We start from the raw sequence: 15,925 nt of genomic DNA, 5'->3' as shown, positions 1-15,925 counted from the left end.
GTCTTATGGAGTGCTGGGATCAACCAGCATCGGATCAACGAGCGGCGGTGGGGTTGGTTGCGAACTACAAACGAGGGATGACGCTCAGCAAACGAGGGATGACGCTCAGCGCGGCGGCGATAAGCGAAGGCCGCCGCCCTGCGCGGTGTCCGATTTTCAAGGGGCCGGTATTGGGGTAAATTGCCCTAGGCTCATGCCGCTCACGCCGGGAGCATTATTATGCCTTGGGATAAAAATAGGGCTATTTCCTTTGCGCGAGGACATGCTGGTGCTGGCGGAAGTCATGGCAAAGGTCATTGTGCAAGATCTGTAAGGGAGGCAATTGAAAGCGGCGGCATAACGTTGGTTCCAACTGGTGACGCGAAAGATTACGGACGGAATCTAACAAACGCTGGATTTGTTGAGACAAATACAACCATGCCAATTGCTGGAGACGTTGTAGTTATACAGGGAATAGATGGGCATCTTTCCGGACACATGGCTATCTATGACGGTAGAATATGGGTTTCCGATTTCATACAAAATGAAAGCCTTTACCCAAATCGGGCTTATCGCCAAATAAAGCCTAAATATAAAATCTACCGTCACCCCTGAGAGCACGCCGATGGCGTGGTTTGAAGTGCCGCGAATGAGAGGCCTCAGTCTTCAGCCGCGGGCCTGAACTTCCGGACGATCATCTCGAACAGGATGTCCGAAATCCACATGGCTGAAACGCCAATGAGAAATGCCGCTGCCTAGACCGCCAAAGCACTCCGCGCGGCCTGGCGCCTATGGAAGCAGCTCGGAGCGTGGAACGCCTCGATCATAGCCGGTATCGCTTTCCTGATCGTGTTTGCGCTGGTCAAGGTGGCGCTGCCCGACATCAACGAGGTGCCGGAGAAGTTCTCGGCCGTGCTGTTGTGGCAGTTCCGCGTCGCGTCGATGGGGATCCAGCTCATCCTGTGGACGGTGATCGGGCTCTTGTTCGGCGTCGTGGCTGAGCGGAAACTCGCGGCCGCCAGCCAAGCCCGCCTCGCGCGCGCTTGAAATCCCATGCGGTGGCCGCCAAGGTTTCGTGCCCTGGCGGCCATTTTCTTTTTGGCCGTTTAGCCCTGGCTTTTGCCTATCGCAACCGCCGAGGCGCATAGCGAGTTTGGCGATTCGCAACCGGCAAGTCGGGGCACACGGATCTTCGAATCGTGCGCGGCCGGCTTAGCTATGAGGAGTTCGGGCCGCACGGCCGGCACGACACCGCCACTATCCACTCGGCCGTAGCCAACCCTTGTCGAACACCTTTTTAGCACGATGACGGTCGACATGCGGCTCGATCAGCTTCTTGTACGCATAACTGACCTGTTGGTATTCGTCTGCGCAATCCTCGGCTCGTTCCTTCGGCAAGTATCCCTTATCGACGATGTAGCCGAACTGCTCCTTGTCGGCACCATAGGCTAAGCACAACTCGTTGTAGAAGCGTTGCGCTGGCGTGCCATGTACGTCCGCAAATTTCGTCATTTGAGGTGGAGCTGTCGCGGCCTCCGCCTCGGTCTTATACGCGTAGGCGGTGCCCCCGACGATCCTGCGTGCCTCGTCCTTATGGAGTTCCAGCGTGATGTAGGCAGACACCTGATCAGCGGCGTCTTCCTCGCGTCCAAACACCGGCACCCGCAGCATCTCGAATAGGGCGTGGCCAAATTCATGGAAACAGGTATCCAACAAGGGACCCGTGACGGCGTCGTCCGGCGTGACGCCGGCCAACGTGGTGTTTGCGGGCATGGTTTTCCGGAGTTGCTCAATGTACTCGTAGCAAATCGTTATCACGTTGTCTTCATACCAGGCATTGGCGTCACCGTCGCATCCCTCCACCTTTACCAGCAAAGGGCGCGGCAGTCGGAACGGACTGAGAAATTGCTGCAACCTCTCCAGAAACCTGACTTCCTTCAGTTGTTCGTAGATCGGCTGATGCGCTGAATTCTTGGGAAGCACATAGCTCACGGTCACCCGGTTGGCTTGAGCGGCAAGTGCTGTCGTCAAGGTGTCCGGCGCGACTACCGCCCAGGTGATAAGCAACAGCAAGATCACTCTCATCACGTTCTCCTCTATGCCATCGCGGCATTGTCTGACGTCTGCGCAGTGGCAGCCCTGCCCTTGTGTCTGGACAACCTCTGCCGTGCCTGCCTGATGCAGTCGCGGCCGACAAATGCTGTCGTTTTCTCACACCCACGCACAATCTGTTACTGATCAGATGACGCGCTAATCATCGCGCTGATCCTGGACGAGGGAAAGTAGGTCACTGTTAAGAGCGGCCGAATGGGCAGAGATTTATTCTCGAATGTCAGCTTGCTGGCGTCAGCGGCGGCCTTCGGGGGAAATCATGCAGGACGCGACCGAACCAGTCGAGCCTCGGACCAGGTGACCAGGGCCCCTACCAGCGCGTGCCCTCTGTCCGCTCGCCTACGCCGGGCGAAGGAAATGCACAAGACGCTGAAGATGATGCCAGCAATGGCCGCTGGCGTTTCCGCTACGCTCTGGTCAATGGACGATATTTGCGAGAAGATGAATGCAGTTGCGCCGAAGCTGGGGCTGCGGCCCTCACAAACGAAAGCCGTCGCCTGATGCCGATAAAAGATAGCACCGGGAGGGCCGCGTGAAACGCGCGTTTCTATTTGGGCTCGCGGCCCAGCTAATCTTCATTAGCGCGATCTTTCTACTTTTTGGTGATCTAATGCTGCCAATGACGCGGTCGCCGGTCATTGGCATTGTCGCATTTGGTTTGGGCGTCGCGAGCGCATTTTTCGCTTGGAAGGCGACCCTTCATTCGTCCTGGCTGGTCAAGATCGGGATGTGGATTGCCGGCTTCGTTGCTATCTACGTGGTAATCCCCCTCATCGAAGTCCTCGGCGTGCTGATCATTCCGGTTATTTCAGACTGAGACACTCCTCCATTAGCGGTAGCTTGTATTTCGCCTGAACTGGAGTCATCATGTAGGGTGGTTTCAAGGGGTGAAATGTCATGGAATTCGCCAGTTGCTATGACCAGAGCGGGATCGTTCTTGCGTTCCTAAACATCACTGCGGTGTTCACAATTCTGGCCGCCTTTGCCGGTGCACGGTTGATTGCAATGTCAGGCGGGACGCCTTCCGAACAGATTCAGACCGCGTAAAAATCGCAAGCTCTCAAGGGAACTTGGGCAAGGTCCACCATTATCCGGCGCCAATCAGGCTGACCGTTGGCGAAAGCACCTCACGAATTGACGGCATGAAGCGCTGGCAGTGGGCTGGCGAAAGGCGAGGCGATGAAGCGCGTTTGCCTGGCAGCACTATTGGTAACGGCGGCTCTGTCTGCACACGCCGATGGCGAGCGCTGGGGCATGATACCGGCGTGCGATTCGGCCGTCAGGATGATGTCGGCACTCAGGACCGCTTCGGCCGTCAGCACAGTCAGGTCTGTTCGCCTATACGACGGCTATCGGCTCCTGCATGCCGAAGAAGATTTCGCCGCCCGTGTCGCAACGATTGAGTACGCGACGCGGGACGACCACGCAACATTTGTCCATCATTCAGCCAAGTGCCTCTTTTGGCATCGCCGCATGAGTGGGATGAGCATCGACGACGATGTCGAGGGACAAATCATCGTGGACTGAGCCGTTCACGGCGGGCTGGATTTGTCGGGCTGGCTCGCGTCCAGGTTTCCTTGCAGGCTCCATCTTGCAGGCGCCATCTTGCAGGCTCCAAGGAGGCACCGAGCCAGGCAGACGCCATCAAAAACAACAAGAGGCAGGCGCGACGGCGGCCTGTATCATTTTAATACAATCCCCAATTTGTAGACTCGCGCGGTGCACCGGCATTTAGCTAGTCCTGCGCGGGCCAAGGGGAAAAACGCCCGCTGCACGGGAGGAAGCAATGTCTGTGCAAAAGGACGATTATCGAACGAACAGGGCCGACTATGCGATTGCCGCGAAGCATGGCGCGGAAGGCGATCGCGATGAGCTGCTGGCAAGAAAAAAGACAACCTTGTGGCTGAGAGACAGGCGATCCGCCAGATTGACCGCAAACCCGTCGGAAAGCAGGCCAGGGCCGAAGGCTAGACCGCGCGGTTAGTGCATGTGCCCAAAAGTGGCCCGGTTTTGGGATAAACGAAATGCACAACACAAAGACCCAAAACGCGTCGCCTGAATACGTTCAAATGCGACGCGCTTTGGCTGGCGATCGCGGCATCTAAACAAGGCTCGCGCCGCCGCTGACTGGTTATGTCAGGCATTTTGACGCTGCATTTACCATCTCAGGTCCACGGACCATGGTCCAGCTTGCGACAGTGCGGTAACAGGCGCACTCTTCGAAATGAACCCGACGACAAGGGCCTGTGATCGCAACTCTTTCGCGGCCAGGCCCTTTGTCTTATTAAGACCAATGCATTGCCTGACAACGATGTCGTGGGAGCACCGATTTGTTCGTTGATTACTATGAACTTTTGGAAATCAGTCCGAACGCCAACTCGGAAACGATAGAACGGATATTTCGTTATTTTGCCATGCGCTACCATCCCGACAACCGGGATACCGGGGACGAATCCCGCTTTAGTGAAATCATAGATGCCCACAATACGCTCAAAGATCCGGTCAAGCGCGCGCAGTACGACATCGAGTATAAAGAGCATTTGAACATTCGCCGCGGCTTGAGCGAGGAAGCCAGCAACACCAAAGGCATAGAACGGGATGCCGTCATTCAGGCCAAAGTGCTCTCGTTGCTCTATGTCAAGCGCCGACAAGACGTCAACAATCCCGGCATTGGCGATACAGAACTCGAACGCCTGGCCGACTGCCCGCGTGAACATCTGGAGTTTCATCTTTGGTATCTAAAAGCCAAAGGCTGGATAGGAAGGATAGAGAACGGGACGTTCGCGATCACCGTGGAAGGCATCGATCGCACCCATACCGAACACCGTCGTGATCCCTCTACCAGACTGCTGGATCATACAAGCTGAAGCGGCAGCTCGCCGTGCTGTAGTTCCACGCCGCCGAAGTGCCTCGCGCATCCCTGGCACTTCTCCGCTCGCCCGGGTAGGCAACGCAAATCGGTTTTTTAGCGACCGCGAAACCAAGCTCGCACTTCCGCGTTGAAGCTCATCCAATATGGGAGCTCAGGGAATGGATTCGGCAACCGCGGCAGTGATGCTTTTGCTTTCGTGCAGCCCGGGGGAGAAGCTTCCGTGTGCAAACCCATCGATACGGCGTCGACGATGTACACATCGCTTGACCAGTGCCGGGCTTCGCTGGCGCGGAGGCTGGCAAGCTCTCCCAACGGCGAAATCGTCGGAAGGTGCAAGTCGATCGACCCCAACGTCACCGCATCGCTACCGGCGCAATATACGACGGTCGTGGTCAAGCGAGGAATTGGGCAAGGCACCGTGACCAGCTATCTCGTGCCACGCGAGACGAAATGAAAAGAGGCGGTGCCGGAAGCGCGTGGCCGCTTGGCCACCCTGAAGATAATCCCGCAAAGGCAAAACCGGGCGACCTGCATCATCGATGATAAAGCAACTCGCCGGGGCAGCCCCAACGCCCTCCCCAGCGAGCCAGTTGCTCCGCGTAGAACGAGAAATGGAGCAACTGCTGGTCTATACGAACCCAGGCGCCATTAAGTTTCACCTCCAGCCATCCTGAAACCATTTTGTAGAGCCTGCGTTGACGACCGGGGCGCCCGTCACACACAGGAGACATCCCATGACCGTCAACTGCCGCATCTCGATCGACAATCGGCCGGAAGCCACCGATGCCGTCTTCCAGGCGGTTCCCCGGATCGGCGAAAGCGTTTCGCTGTCGATCAACGGAAATGCGCAGGACCTGCGGGTATCGCGTGTCGTGCATGTCACGAATGGCTCGCTGGAAGGCGCGGCGATCGTCGTCGAAGTGACGACCAACATCCTGTAGGGTCGAGAGCAGTCGGGTCCCGGCCTGTCAGCCGGCGCCCGCTGCCGTCTGCGACCAACTGACCAGCTCAGTTGCGACCTACTCCTTGTCGCCCTCGGCAATCCCATTGCCGTCGGTGGGCAGGATTCCAAAATCCTGCGACTTCACCCCTTGCTCCGCCGTCAGGAACCCGTCCGAGGCCAGACCGCGCCGCAGCAGTTCCCTGACCGCAGCCGAGCGGCTCGGCATGCGCTTGTCATATCGCCAGTTTTCCAGCGCGGCCAGTTCATCGGCCGTCAGCATGATCTGCAGTCGTTCGGGGCGTTCCAGTTCAGCCATGGCGCTTCCTCGCTCAGGACCAAGAATGTGTTGAGTTAGTATCTGTCTCACTCGGCTTATAATTATGATAGGCCGCATTATGCGTCAAGACCCTGCGATGGGTGAACGGTGTTTCCCGCACATGATAAGCATCAAACGCCGGCTGCGCATTTGTGTAACTATTCTAACTAACTGATTTAATTGAGTATTTTGTATATTTCACTTGCCATGAGTTTACGCCCGGCGCATAGTGCACTCTGAACAGAAAACCGATCCCTTTGGGAGGTTTCGATGCGATATGATTACTCGGCGCGCTTGCGCGATGACGTCAATTCAGCGGTCCTGACGGCATTCAGGACGGCGGGCATCGTCAACATCTCGATGGTTGCGGAGCAGGTCAGGATCAGGAATCTGGCCGAAAATGTCGCCCTCGAGGACATTGAACGCCTGGTCCTGCAGGCGGCTCAACTCATTGGCGCGGCAATCGAATTCGACGGCATGGCCGGTTTGCTCGTGGATGACCTTGCCGATGAAGATGGCGAGCGCATTTCCCCGCTTGACCTGCCTCATCTGGCCTCGATCCAATAGGCAGCCAAAACGGCGGGCTGCCTGTAAGCGCTGCGCCATTCGACCAGACGCAGGACTCTGCCGGCCTGCACCATGCCTTGCGGCGCTGTGCACCTGAGTCGGCTTTCAGTCGCTGCGACATTAACCACGTTGCCATCAGCATGGACCCCAAAGCGGGTGTTGAACGTTTCCCATTATGGAAAAGCAACAACACCGATTCTATTGCCACATCGAGACAGACGGAACCTGGGCGGTTTGGGATCGTATTGCCAATGCCCCGGCGAGCTTGGGAGGGCGGGACCTGATTGGTTGCACTTCCCAGCGAGCCAATGCCGCGGAAAGCGTGCTGACGCGGATCTATGACAACGGATTGGATGCGGTTGCCGCTCGCATATCAGGGATAACGCATTTCCGTCAGGGATAGCGCAGTCTCGACCCGACCAGCCCCAGCCACCCGCGGGCCGCACGCCCAGGGATCCTGTTTCAATAAATCTGCACGCCAAGCCGCTCGTTGCGTCTCCACCGCACCACGGCACGATAGTTGGCGTCGTCCGCGGGCACGTGAAGGACGAACCGGTCGGGGATTGTTACGCCAGGGTCCACCCGCAACTCCGCGCCGTGAACGTGCTGATTCCTGACCGAGCAACTGATCTTGGCATCGTCCGTGATAATGATCGCATCCTTCAGAACAATCCCCCGTGCATCAGCGCGTCGTTCTACTGGCGGATCCGTGGGGCTCATCGTTCATTCCTCCTGGAACCCTGCAAGGCGGCGTGCCGCAGATCTTCCTTGTCACGCAATGGGGATTATGCCGGCCCAATTGTTCGGGCCGCTTCTTCTTCGAGCTTCACAAGCTTTGCCCGGATCTCTTCCGGTTCGGCATGCTCCAACCCGACAACGTCGTTTCGGGTTTCGTCAAGGGCAATGATGATCTCATTGAGTTTGGCGTGGATGGCGGCGGTGTCGCGATAGCCCTGTATGAGGACAACACCGGTGATCACGATGGCCGCAACCGACAGCGCATAGGTAACCGCATTTGTCAGCCCGAAAGGCACCAGCGCAGTGCAAAGTACCATGGCTATGAGCATCACATAGAAACCCGGGGGCCGGGAAAGAAAGTCGGCCGCGACGAACAGGAAGCGGTTCATGTTAACCGTCCCCGTTCCCGACTAGCCAAGCCTCGAGATCGCGCCGGCAGCCTGCCATATTGTCCATCATAGCCTGGCCAAGGCGAAGACAGCGATCAGCGCGGTGACCGCCACGCAGACAGGCACTGCCAGGAGCATGCCCGCCTCCAAAAACCGGGTCTCTTTGTCAGTGAACATTAGTGATTCCTCATATGACTGCAACGGAGAAATGCATGGAGCCCGCTTCCCGAAATAGATCGCGAAGCGGGCTCGCCTGCTGCGGCAGACCTACTCGATGATCTGCACGACCTTGCGGGTATCAGGATCCACGAGAACGGCGTGGTCGCCGACGACCGTGTACTTGTATTTGACGTCGGGCACCTCGATGGCGTGAAGCTCCACCGTATCCGGAAGGGCCGTGCCGACGTTGAGTTCGACACCCAGCAGGCTGACGGATGCGAGCTTCTGCTTGTGGATGTATTCGCGAACCACCGTCTGCTGTTCCGGCTTGAGAATTACGACGTTTTCCGCGAAGGCAGTACCAATTCCAGCGACCAGCGCGAGGCCTGCGACTGCACTGACAAGATATTTCTTCATGGCAAAATCTTTCCTTCTTGCGCCAATTTGGCAGCCAGGTTTGACTGCCAATCACGAGTCAGCAACGAGCCCCACAGCATTGTGTTCCGCCGCTCAGGCTAAGGTCCGGGGGTGGTACGACTGAAGTCTTAGCGGGCAACCTATGCCTGGCCGATACGTTAGAACCGCGCGAGAATCGGGGCCCCGAGCACGAGCCCTTTTCCTCGGCATCAACCGAGAGTCCACCATTTCCCCACACAGCGGGGTACCACCTCTAGCGTCCCCGCAGCGGCGGCGTGGCGTTTCCCACAGCGAGGCGAACAGTGACCAGTATCCAGAGACCGAGCACACATGATGACGATACCCGACCAGCAAATGACAACCATGCTCGTGTCCCGGAGGTGCTTTCGGTGCTTGATCTCATTCCCTCTCCCGACGACCACGAGATTGCTGATATTGTCAGGCGCACAGAACGCCTTGCGATGGCGTTGGTCATCGGAATGGCGATTTGCTTGATCTCCGCACCGGCAGTCTATCTTACCCTGGCCTACTACTCTCACTGACACATAAGGGCTGAGACTGGAGGGTTTGCTCGCCGCACAGGTGCGGCGAGCAAACCCTATCAGCGCAGGAAGGGACGTGGCTGCGCCGATCGGAAAAGTTCGAGGTCGATCCTTGGAGGTCGGTCAGCCGAAGGTAATTCCAATCACCATAAAAGTGATGGCAACCGCGAAGATCGGTGCGAGCAACCAGCGTGCCTGGCCAACACTCCTATCCATAGCTTCCTCCAGCAAATCTGCAGCGGACAACGCCCGTGAGAGCCGACTGTTCCCGGCGGCGCCACCGGCAAGACCATTGCGGTTTGCGATCGGACTTAGGTCGCATGCGCCGCTCGACCCAAGCCCAACCCGGGAAACATCCGTGGGTGGAAGTGGGTGGAACAAGTCGCGCCATCGGAAATTATCCCGTCGCCCAACAGGAGGAGGACGTTGTGAAAGGTCTGCGCAGTCTCCTTGCCGAACTGTCTTTGAGCTGGCTCAGGCGCCGTAAGGCGCAAGCGCCGCAAACCGCCAACATTAAGACCGCGACCCCCAAGACCTTGAACACGGTCAAAGCCGCGCCCCGCAAAGCTGAACACAAGACAAGGCAGCGTCCGGCCCACAAGCCCAAGCCACTGTCTTCCCGCGACGTGGCCTCGAACATGTGAAGACAGCGCGGCCGAAAGGCTGTGGGAAATGAGCGAGCGGCCGCTATAGTCTGGTGATCCCCCCACCGGAGAACGCCAGCCATGACCCTGAAAACCCACAAGCTCGGCAGCCAAGGGCTGCAGGTCTCGGCCATCGGCCTTGGCTGCATGGGCATGAGCCAGTCCTACGGTCCGGCCGACGAGGGCGAATCCATTGCCACCCTGCACCGCGCCATCGAACTCGGCTGCACCTTCCTCGACACCGCCGAGGTCTATGGCCCTCATACCAACGAGGCCCTGCTCGGCCGGGCGCTGAAGGGCAAGCGCGACCAGGTGACCATCGCCACCAAATTCGGCTTCCGCATCGAAAACGGCAAGCAGCTCGATGGAACCGACAGCCGGCCCGAGCATATCCGCGCGGCTGTGGAAGGCTCGCTCGGCCGGCTTGCCACCGACCATATCGACCTGCTCTACCAGCACCGCGTCGACCCGGCTGTGCCGATCGAGGATGTCGCCGGCGCGGTCGGCGAATTGGTCGCCCAAGGCAAGGTGCGGTTCTTCGGCCTGTCCGAGGCAGGTGCGGCCAACATCCGCCGCGCGCATGCCGTCTATCCGGTGTCCGCGGTGCAGAGCGAGTATTCGCTGTGGGAGCGCAATCTGGAGCCGCAGATCATCCCGCTGCTCGGCGAACTCGGCATCGGCCTGGTGCCGTTCTCGCCGCTCGGCCGCGGTTTCCTCACCGGCGAGGTTAGCCGTGCGGAAAACTATCCCGAGGGCGATTACCGCCGCAACGACCCGCGCTACCAGGGCGAGAACTACGACGCCAATGTCGAGGCAGCGGCCAAGGTCCGCGACATCGCGGCGGCCAAAGGCGTCAAGCCCGGCCAGGTCGCGCTGGCCTGGCTGCTGCACAAGGGCACCGGTTTTGGCATCGACATCGTGCCGATCCCCGGCACCAAGCGGAGGAAATACCTGGAGGAGAATATCGCCGCCGTCGCAATCAAGCTCGATGCCGCCGAGATGGCCGCCCTCGACGAAGCGCTGGCGCCGGGCAAAATCTCGGGCCCGCGCTACGGCCAGCGCGGGTTGGCGATGGTCGACCGGTAGGGGTCTGGGCATAGCCGGCGGAAATCTGAGCCATTCCAACAACCCAGAAATACCAACCGGGAGCGCGAGGATTTAAGCGCAGCGCCTCTGCGTAGCTTTCGACTGGCTTTAGCCCGGTGCCGGGCAGCCACAGGGTGGACATTTCAGCCGACATGGAAAATGATCATGTTGCCCTGCACAACACTGCAGTGCTCTGATCTCGACGAACAAGCCTGAGCGTAGAAGCGGATCAACCGACCTCCGGGTCCAGCCAGCGAGGACGCAAATGGACACCCTTGAGGATGCGCAATGGCATCGCGACGCGGGCGGGCAACCCGCTCGATCGGCCGGCTGGCTTGCCCGCGCCGCCGTGTCGGCGGCATTCCTGCTCGGCATGGCTTTCAGCAGCACTGCTTTTGCGCAGGACCAGCCGCTACCCGTGGTGACGGCGGCCAAGCCGGTGGTCCGTGAAATCGTCGAAGACGACGAGTTCGTCGGGCGATTCGAAGCCGTCGACCAGGTCGCCATCCGCTCGCGCGTCAGCGGCTATCTGGACAAGGTCAGCTTCCAGGACGGCGCACTGGTCAACAAGGGCGACCTGCTCTTCACCATCGACCAGCGTCCGTACCAGGCGGCTTATGATGCCGCCAAATCACAAGTGGACGTCGCCAAGAGTCTGCTCGAATTCTCCAAGATGCAGCTGGATCGCGCCGACGAACTCGCCAAGACCGGCAATATCTCAACCTCGACCGTCGACGACCGCCGGCGGGAATACCTTTCGGCGCAGGCGCAGATGCAGGGCGCGGCGGCTGCGCTGAGGACGGCCAGCCTGAACATGGAATTCACCGAGATCAAGGCGCCCTTGTCCGGCCGCATCGACCGCCGGCTGGTGTCGGTCGGCAACCTCGTGCAGCCGGATTCCACCTTGCTGACGACCATCGTTACGCGCGATCCGATCGACTTCTATTTCGACGTCGATGAGCGCCTGTATTTCAGCTACGCCCGCGACGCGAAGGAGCGCGGCGGCAGCATGCAGGAAGGCGACAGCGGGCTCGAGGTGGTGGTTCGCGTCGCCGACCGCGCGGAGGCGGTATTCAAAGGCAAGCTCGATTTTGCCGAGAACCGGATCGACAACGCGACCGGCACCATGCGGGTGCGTGCAACGTTTCCCAACGCCGACGGCATTCTCCAGCCAGGCATGTTCGGGCGCATCAACGTGCCGGGGTCGCTGCCGCATAGCGGCGTGCTGGTGCCCGACGAGGCGATCGGCGCCGATCAGGATCGCCGCATCGTGTTCCTGGTGGATGAGGCCGGGATGGTGACGGCGAAGCCCGTGCGCACCGGCCCGCTTCTCGACGGCTACCGTGTGATCCGCCAGGGCCTGACCGGCGACGAGACGATCATCGTCAACGGGCTGATGCACGCCAGGCCCGGCACCAAGGTGAAGGTCGAGATGGTGACGTTGCCGCCCAAGGCCGAGACCGCCGGGTTGCAGCAATGAGGTTCGCACATTTCTTCGTCGACCGTCCGATCTTCGCATCGGTCGTTTCGATCGTCCTGCTGATCCTCGGCGGGATTGCTTATACCCAGCTGCCGGTCGCCCAATATCCCGAGATCGCGCCGCCGACCATCGTCGTTCGCGCGCAGTATCCGGGCGCCGACGCCGAGACGATCGCAGCGACGGTGGCAACGCCGATCGAGCAGGAGATCAACGGCGTCGAGGGCATGCTCTACATGTCCTCCTATTCGTCGGGCGACGGGGCAATGGCGCTGACCATCACCTTCAAGCTGGGCACCGATCTCGACCAGGCGCAGGTGCTGGTGCAGAACCGCGTGTCGATCGCCCAGCCGCGCCTGCCCGAAGAAGTCCGCCGCCTCGGCATCACCACCACCAAGAGCTCGCCCGACCTGATGATGGTCGTGCACATGCTGTCGCCCGACAATACCTACGACCAGCTCTACGTCTCGAACTACGCCCGCTCGCAGGTGCGCGACATACTGCTCAGACTTGACGGCGTCGGCGACCTCACCATCTTCGGCGAACGCGAATATTCGCTGCGCATCTGGCTCGATCCGGAAAAACTGTCCGCCCTGGGGATGACCTCGGGCGATGTGGTGCAGGCGCTGCGCGACCAGAACGTCCAGGTGTCGGGCGGCTCGATCGGCGCGCCGCCGACCAACACCGGCACGGCGTTCCAGTACACGGTCACCACGCAAGGCCGCTTCAACGACGCACGCGACTTCCGATACGTGATCGTCAAATCGGCCGACGACGGCCGTCTGATCTCGCTGCAGGACGTGGCGCGCATCGAGCTCGGCGCCAAGGATTACGTCACCAACTCCTATCTCAACGGCAAACCGGCGGTGGCGCTCGCCATCTTCCAGCGGCCGGGCACCAATGCGCTCGCCGCAGCCGCGCAGATCCAGGACAAGATGAAGGAGCTTTCCCGCGACTTCCCGAAGGGGTTGAGCTACGACATCGTCTACAATCCGACCGAGTTCGTCGCCGAGTCGATCCAGGAGGTCTACAAGACGATCCTCGAGGCGATGGTGCTTGTCATCATCGTCATCATCGTCTTCCTGCAATCGTGGCGCATGGCGATCGTGCCGATCGTGGCGATCCCCGTGTCGCTGATCGGCACGCTGGCGGTGCTTTACGCCGCCGGCTTCTCGCTCAACATGCTGACGCTGTTCGGCCTCGTTCTGGCGATCGGCATCGTCGTCGACGATGCGATCGTCGTGGTCGAGAACGTCGAGCGCAATATCGCCAGAGGGCTGGCGCCCAATCCAGCGTCGCACCTGACCATGGACGAAGTCGGAACGGCGGTCATCGCGATCTCGCTGGTGCTGATAGCCGTGTTCGTGCCGACAGCCTTCATCCCCGGCATTTCTGGGCAGTTCTACCTGCAGTTTGCGATCACCATCGCGGTGTCGACGGCGATCTCGGCATTCAATTCGCTGACGCTTTCGCCGGCGCTGGCCGCACTGCTGTTCAAGCCGCACCACGCCGCGGCGGCGCCGCCGCGCTTTTTCCTGGCACGGTTCGCGCGGGCGCTCGCCGACGGCTTCAATCGCGGCTTCGACAGGGTCGCCCATTGGTATTCGAGCATCATCCGGGTTCTGGTCGGCTCGTGGATAACGATCGCCGCCATGCTGGGCGTTTTCGCTGCCCTCATCTGCGCCACGGTCTACATGGTGCAGGCGGTGCCGCGCGGTTTCATTCCGACGCTCGACCAGGGCTATGCGATCGTCGTCGTCCAACTGCCGGACGGCGCCTCTCTGTCGAGGACCGATGCGGTCATTAAGCAGGCGTCGCAGATCATCCAGAAAACGCCAGGCGTCGACTACGCAGTCGCCTTCGCCGGCTTCTCCGGCGCGACCTTCACCAACGCCAGCAATGCGGGCGTGATCTTCGCCAGGTTCAAGCCGTTTGACGAGCGACTGAAAGCCGGCCAGTCGGCGACCAAGGTCATCGGCAATCTGTTCGGCAGCCTGCAAACCATCAAGGAAGCCTTCATCATCGCACTGCCGCCGCCGCCGATCCGCGGCGTCGGCAATGCCGGCGGCTTCAAGCTGCTGATCCAGGAGCGCAACAGTGCCGACATGCGGCAGGTCCTGGCGCTTGCCAACGACATCGCCGGCCAGGCCAACAAGACGCCGGGGCTGACGGGCGTGTTCACGACGTTCTCCGCGTCGAGCCCGCAATTCTTCCTGGCGATCGATCGCGACAAGGCGCGCATCCTGAACGTGCCGATCCCCAACATCTTCGAGACGCTGTCGATCAATTTGGGCACCGCCTACGTCAACGACTTCAACGCTTTCGGGCGCGTCTACCAGGTGCGGGCGCAGGCCGACCAGGCGTTCCGCCTCGATCGCGCCGACATCTTGAAACTGAAGGTGCGCTCGGCGACCGGCGCGCTGGTTCCGCTCGGCACGTTGATCGAGATCCGCGACGTCACCGGCCCGGCGCTGGTCCAGCGCTACAACATGTACGTCTCGGTGCCGCTGCAGGGCAACGCCGCGCCCGGCGTTTCCACGGGCGACGCGCTGGCATTGATGGAAGGGATCACGGCAAAGACGCTGCCGGCCGGTACCTCCTATGAATGGACCGAGCTCGCCTATCAGGAGCGCAACACCGGCAATGCCGCTGTCTATATCTTCGGACTGTCGGTGCTGTTCGTGTTCCTGGCTCTGGCGGCGCAATATGAAAGCTGGGTGCTGCCGTTCGCCATTGTGCTGGTGGTGCCGCTCGGCGTGCTTGCGGCGTTGATCGGCGTGTCTTTCCGAGGCCTGGACAACAACATCCTCGTGCAGATCGGCCTCATCGTGCTGATCGGGCTTGCCGCCAAGAACGCGATCCTGATCGTCGAATTCGCGCGGCAGGCGGAGGAACGCGGCCTGTCGGCCGCCGAGGCTGCCGTCGAAGCCTGCCGGCTCAGGCTGCGGCCGATCCTGATGACCGCCTTCTCGTTCATCCTCGGCGTCGTGCCGCTGATGATCGCAACAGGCCCGGGCGCGGAAATGCGCCAGTCGCTCGGCACCGCGGTGTTCTCCGGTATGCTCGGCGTCACCTTCGTCGGCCTGTTCCTGACGCCGGTGTTCTACGTCACGCTCAGGTCGCTGTTTTCACGGCGCAAGTCCCGTGCCGAGGCCGCGCCTTCGGGGCCGGCAGAGGCGCCATCGGAGACGGCCGCCAAGTAGGTTACGAATTCGCCGCGGCGGGCGCGGGCTTATCGGCGCGGCGCGGCAACAATCCCGATAGCGACGCGCAGTATTGACCTTAGCCTGGGAGTAGTAGGGAGATCTTCACGCGCGGCGCGAAAAAACAACGCAAATACAGCTGATTGGTTACGACGTAGGTATTCTCGCAGATATGGTATTGGTCGTCCGGGGATTCCTGTACGCGGTCCCGTGGGATGATGAAGTTATGCGGCAAGTAAATGTAACCGCCGTCGCCCCTCATCCGCACCGAAGAACGAGGTATGGCGCGGCAATCAGAACCACCGCAACACTTGAATTTCGTCTGCGGATCGAACTTGTTTTCGTACCAATCATGGGCGCTGGCGACTGTTGCGGCGGCGATACACACCGCCGTGACGATGAACCTTCGCATGGCCTTCCTCAACTATCTGGCAGGCGCTGCTCCTTCGAGCGTCCATGTATATTAGCGTTCCTTTAGAAA

Annotated in this window: 19 protein-coding genes and 1 pseudogene; 15 read left to right on the top strand and 5 right to left on the bottom strand. The window is 60.2% G+C overall.

Going from position 1 to position 15,925, the window contains the following annotated elements:
• The first annotated feature begins 219 nt into the window (after positions 1-219).
• Both AC1D2G_RS08395 and AC1D2G_RS08390 read left to right on the top strand, forming a co-directional pair.
• Positions 220-594: a CHAP domain-containing protein gene (locus AC1D2G_RS08395; protein WP_477301739.1), complete on the top strand. Its 375-nt coding sequence runs from the start codon at positions 220-222 to the stop codon at positions 592-594.
• A 174-nt stretch (positions 595-768) separates the two neighbouring features.
• Positions 769-1,026: pseudogene (locus AC1D2G_RS08390) on the top strand (CbtA family protein); the annotation flags it as partial.
• Positions 1,027-1,236: 210 nt separating this feature from the next.
• Here the strand turns inward: AC1D2G_RS08390 and AC1D2G_RS08385 are convergent.
• Positions 1,237-2,064 (bottom strand): DUF4344 domain-containing metallopeptidase, encoded by an 828-nt coding sequence (locus AC1D2G_RS08385; protein WP_477413248.1) that lies wholly within the window; start codon positions 2,062-2,064, stop codon positions 1,237-1,239.
• A gap of 384 nt (positions 2,065-2,448) precedes the next feature.
• Here AC1D2G_RS08385 and AC1D2G_RS08380 point away from each other — a divergent pair, with 384 nt between their 5' ends.
• From AC1D2G_RS08380 to AC1D2G_RS08350, 7 genes are all read left to right on the top strand, one after another.
• On the top strand, positions 2,449-2,592 hold the full coding sequence (locus tag AC1D2G_RS08380; protein WP_477396047.1) for a hypothetical protein: 144 nt from the start codon (positions 2,449-2,451) through the stop codon (positions 2,590-2,592).
• Positions 2,593-2,623: 31 nt separating this feature from the next.
• Complete coding sequence (locus AC1D2G_RS08375) at positions 2,624-2,908, top strand: hypothetical protein (protein ID WP_477396045.1); 285 nt, start codon at positions 2,624-2,626, stop codon at positions 2,906-2,908.
• Positions 2,909-2,988: 80 nt separating this feature from the next.
• Positions 2,989-3,138, top strand: coding sequence for a hypothetical protein (locus AC1D2G_RS08370; RefSeq protein ID WP_477396043.1), 150 nt, complete (start codon positions 2,989-2,991; stop codon positions 3,136-3,138).
• 132 nt (positions 3,139-3,270) lie between these two features.
• Complete coding sequence (locus AC1D2G_RS08365; RefSeq protein WP_477413246.1) at positions 3,271-3,618, top strand: hypothetical protein; 348 nt, start codon at positions 3,271-3,273, stop codon at positions 3,616-3,618.
• Positions 3,619-4,421: 803 nt separating this feature from the next.
• Positions 4,422-4,958: a DnaJ domain-containing protein gene (locus AC1D2G_RS08360; protein ID WP_477413244.1), complete on the top strand. Its 537-nt coding sequence runs from the start codon at positions 4,422-4,424 to the stop codon at positions 4,956-4,958.
• A gap of 225 nt (positions 4,959-5,183) precedes the next feature.
• Entirely contained in the window at positions 5,184-5,417 is a 234-nt protein-coding gene (locus AC1D2G_RS08355; protein WP_477226857.1) for a hypothetical protein, read from the top strand.
• 280 nt (positions 5,418-5,697) lie between these two features.
• Positions 5,698-5,904 (top strand): hypothetical protein, encoded by a 207-nt coding sequence (locus AC1D2G_RS08350; protein ID WP_109660896.1) that lies wholly within the window; start codon positions 5,698-5,700, stop codon positions 5,902-5,904.
• Positions 5,905-5,982: 78 nt separating this feature from the next.
• Here the strand turns inward: AC1D2G_RS08350 and AC1D2G_RS08345 are convergent, their stop codons facing one another.
• Entirely contained in the window at positions 5,983-6,222 is a 240-nt protein-coding gene (locus AC1D2G_RS08345; protein WP_095091359.1) for a hypothetical protein, read from the bottom strand.
• 270 nt (positions 6,223-6,492) lie between these two features.
• On the opposite strand from AC1D2G_RS08345, the gene AC1D2G_RS08340 reads away from it, so the two are divergent.
• Positions 6,493-6,789, top strand: a complete 297-nt coding sequence (locus tag AC1D2G_RS08340; RefSeq protein WP_477413242.1) for a hypothetical protein — start codon at positions 6,493-6,495, stop codon at positions 6,787-6,789.
• Between the two features lie 462 nt (positions 6,790-7,251).
• On the opposite strand, the gene AC1D2G_RS08335 is transcribed toward AC1D2G_RS08340, so the two are convergent.
• The 3 genes from AC1D2G_RS08335 to AC1D2G_RS08325 form a co-directional block, all read right to left on the bottom strand.
• Positions 7,252-7,509 (bottom strand): PilZ domain-containing protein, encoded by a 258-nt coding sequence (locus AC1D2G_RS08335; RefSeq protein ID WP_477301723.1) that lies wholly within the window; start codon positions 7,507-7,509, stop codon positions 7,252-7,254.
• A gap of 65 nt (positions 7,510-7,574) precedes the next feature.
• Positions 7,575-7,916, bottom strand: coding sequence for a low affinity iron permease family protein (locus AC1D2G_RS08330; RefSeq protein ID WP_477226854.1), 342 nt, complete (start codon positions 7,914-7,916; stop codon positions 7,575-7,577).
• Between the two features lie 267 nt (positions 7,917-8,183).
• Entirely contained in the window at positions 8,184-8,492 is a 309-nt protein-coding gene (locus AC1D2G_RS08325) for a DUF1236 domain-containing protein (RefSeq protein ID WP_457155502.1), read from the bottom strand.
• Between the two features lie 302 nt (positions 8,493-8,794).
• On the opposite strand from AC1D2G_RS08325, the gene AC1D2G_RS08320 reads away from it, so the two are divergent.
• From AC1D2G_RS08320 to AC1D2G_RS08300, 5 genes are all read left to right on the top strand, one after another.
• Positions 8,795-9,034, top strand: a complete 240-nt coding sequence (locus AC1D2G_RS08320; RefSeq protein WP_477413240.1) for a hypothetical protein — start codon at positions 8,795-8,797, stop codon at positions 9,032-9,034.
• A gap of 320 nt (positions 9,035-9,354) precedes the next feature.
• Positions 9,355-9,678: a hypothetical protein gene (locus AC1D2G_RS08315; RefSeq protein WP_477413238.1), complete on the top strand. Its 324-nt coding sequence runs from the start codon at positions 9,355-9,357 to the stop codon at positions 9,676-9,678.
• Between the two features lie 81 nt (positions 9,679-9,759).
• Complete coding sequence (locus tag AC1D2G_RS08310; protein WP_477396032.1) at positions 9,760-10,764, top strand: aldo/keto reductase; 1,005 nt, start codon at positions 9,760-9,762, stop codon at positions 10,762-10,764.
• A gap of 373 nt (positions 10,765-11,137) precedes the next feature.
• Complete coding sequence (locus AC1D2G_RS08305; protein WP_477396054.1) at positions 11,138-12,244, top strand: efflux RND transporter periplasmic adaptor subunit; 1,107 nt, start codon at positions 11,138-11,140, stop codon at positions 12,242-12,244.
• Complete coding sequence (locus AC1D2G_RS08300) at positions 12,241-15,444, top strand: efflux RND transporter permease subunit (RefSeq protein ID WP_477413236.1); 3,204 nt, start codon at positions 12,241-12,243, stop codon at positions 15,442-15,444. The genes AC1D2G_RS08305 and AC1D2G_RS08300 overlap by 4 nt, the downstream gene beginning before the upstream one ends.
• Positions 15,445-15,925: the final 481 nt, after the last annotated feature.

The sequence above is a fragment of the Mesorhizobium sp. P2_C7 genome (assembly GCF_056404515.1).
This window is presented reverse-complemented; position numbering and strand designations above follow the sequence as displayed.

Bases quoted from the DNA above. Each gene is read 5' to 3' on its own strand.
- AC1D2G_RS08395 (WP_477301739.1), top strand. From the start codon at position 220: ATGCCTTGGGATAAAAATAGGGCTATTTCCTTTGCGCGAGGACATGCT.
- AC1D2G_RS08335 (WP_477301723.1), bottom strand. From the start codon at position 7,509: ATGAGCCCCACGGATCCGCCAGTAGAACGACGCGCTGATGCACGGGGG.
- AC1D2G_RS08315 (WP_477413238.1), top strand. From the start codon at position 9,355: ATGCGCCGCTCGACCCAAGCCCAACCCGGGAAACATCCGTGGGTGGAA.
- AC1D2G_RS08370 (WP_477396043.1), top strand. From the start codon at position 2,989: ATGGAATTCGCCAGTTGCTATGACCAGAGCGGGATCGTTCTTGCGTTC.
- AC1D2G_RS08365 (WP_477413246.1), top strand. From the start codon at position 3,271: ATGAAGCGCGTTTGCCTGGCAGCACTATTGGTAACGGCGGCTCTGTCT.
- AC1D2G_RS08345 (WP_095091359.1), bottom strand. From the start codon at position 6,222: ATGGCTGAACTGGAACGCCCCGAACGACTGCAGATCATGCTGACGGCC.
- AC1D2G_RS08340 (WP_477413242.1), top strand. From the start codon at position 6,493: ATGCGATATGATTACTCGGCGCGCTTGCGCGATGACGTCAATTCAGCG.
- AC1D2G_RS08300 (WP_477413236.1), top strand. From the start codon at position 12,241: ATGAGGTTCGCACATTTCTTCGTCGACCGTCCGATCTTCGCATCGGTC.
- AC1D2G_RS08305 (WP_477396054.1), top strand. From the start codon at position 11,138: ATGGCTTTCAGCAGCACTGCTTTTGCGCAGGACCAGCCGCTACCCGTG.
- AC1D2G_RS08325 (WP_457155502.1), bottom strand. From the start codon at position 8,492: ATGAAGAAATATCTTGTCAGTGCAGTCGCAGGCCTCGCGCTGGTCGCT.
- AC1D2G_RS08330 (WP_477226854.1), bottom strand. From the start codon at position 7,916: ATGAACCGCTTCCTGTTCGTCGCGGCCGACTTTCTTTCCCGGCCCCCG.
- AC1D2G_RS08385 (WP_477413248.1), bottom strand. From the start codon at position 2,064: ATGAGAGTGATCTTGCTGTTGCTTATCACCTGGGCGGTAGTCGCGCCG.
- AC1D2G_RS08310 (WP_477396032.1), top strand. From the start codon at position 9,760: ATGACCCTGAAAACCCACAAGCTCGGCAGCCAAGGGCTGCAGGTCTCG.
- AC1D2G_RS08350 (WP_109660896.1), top strand. From the start codon at position 5,698: ATGACCGTCAACTGCCGCATCTCGATCGACAATCGGCCGGAAGCCACC.
- AC1D2G_RS08380 (WP_477396047.1), top strand. From the start codon at position 2,449: ATGCACAAGACGCTGAAGATGATGCCAGCAATGGCCGCTGGCGTTTCC.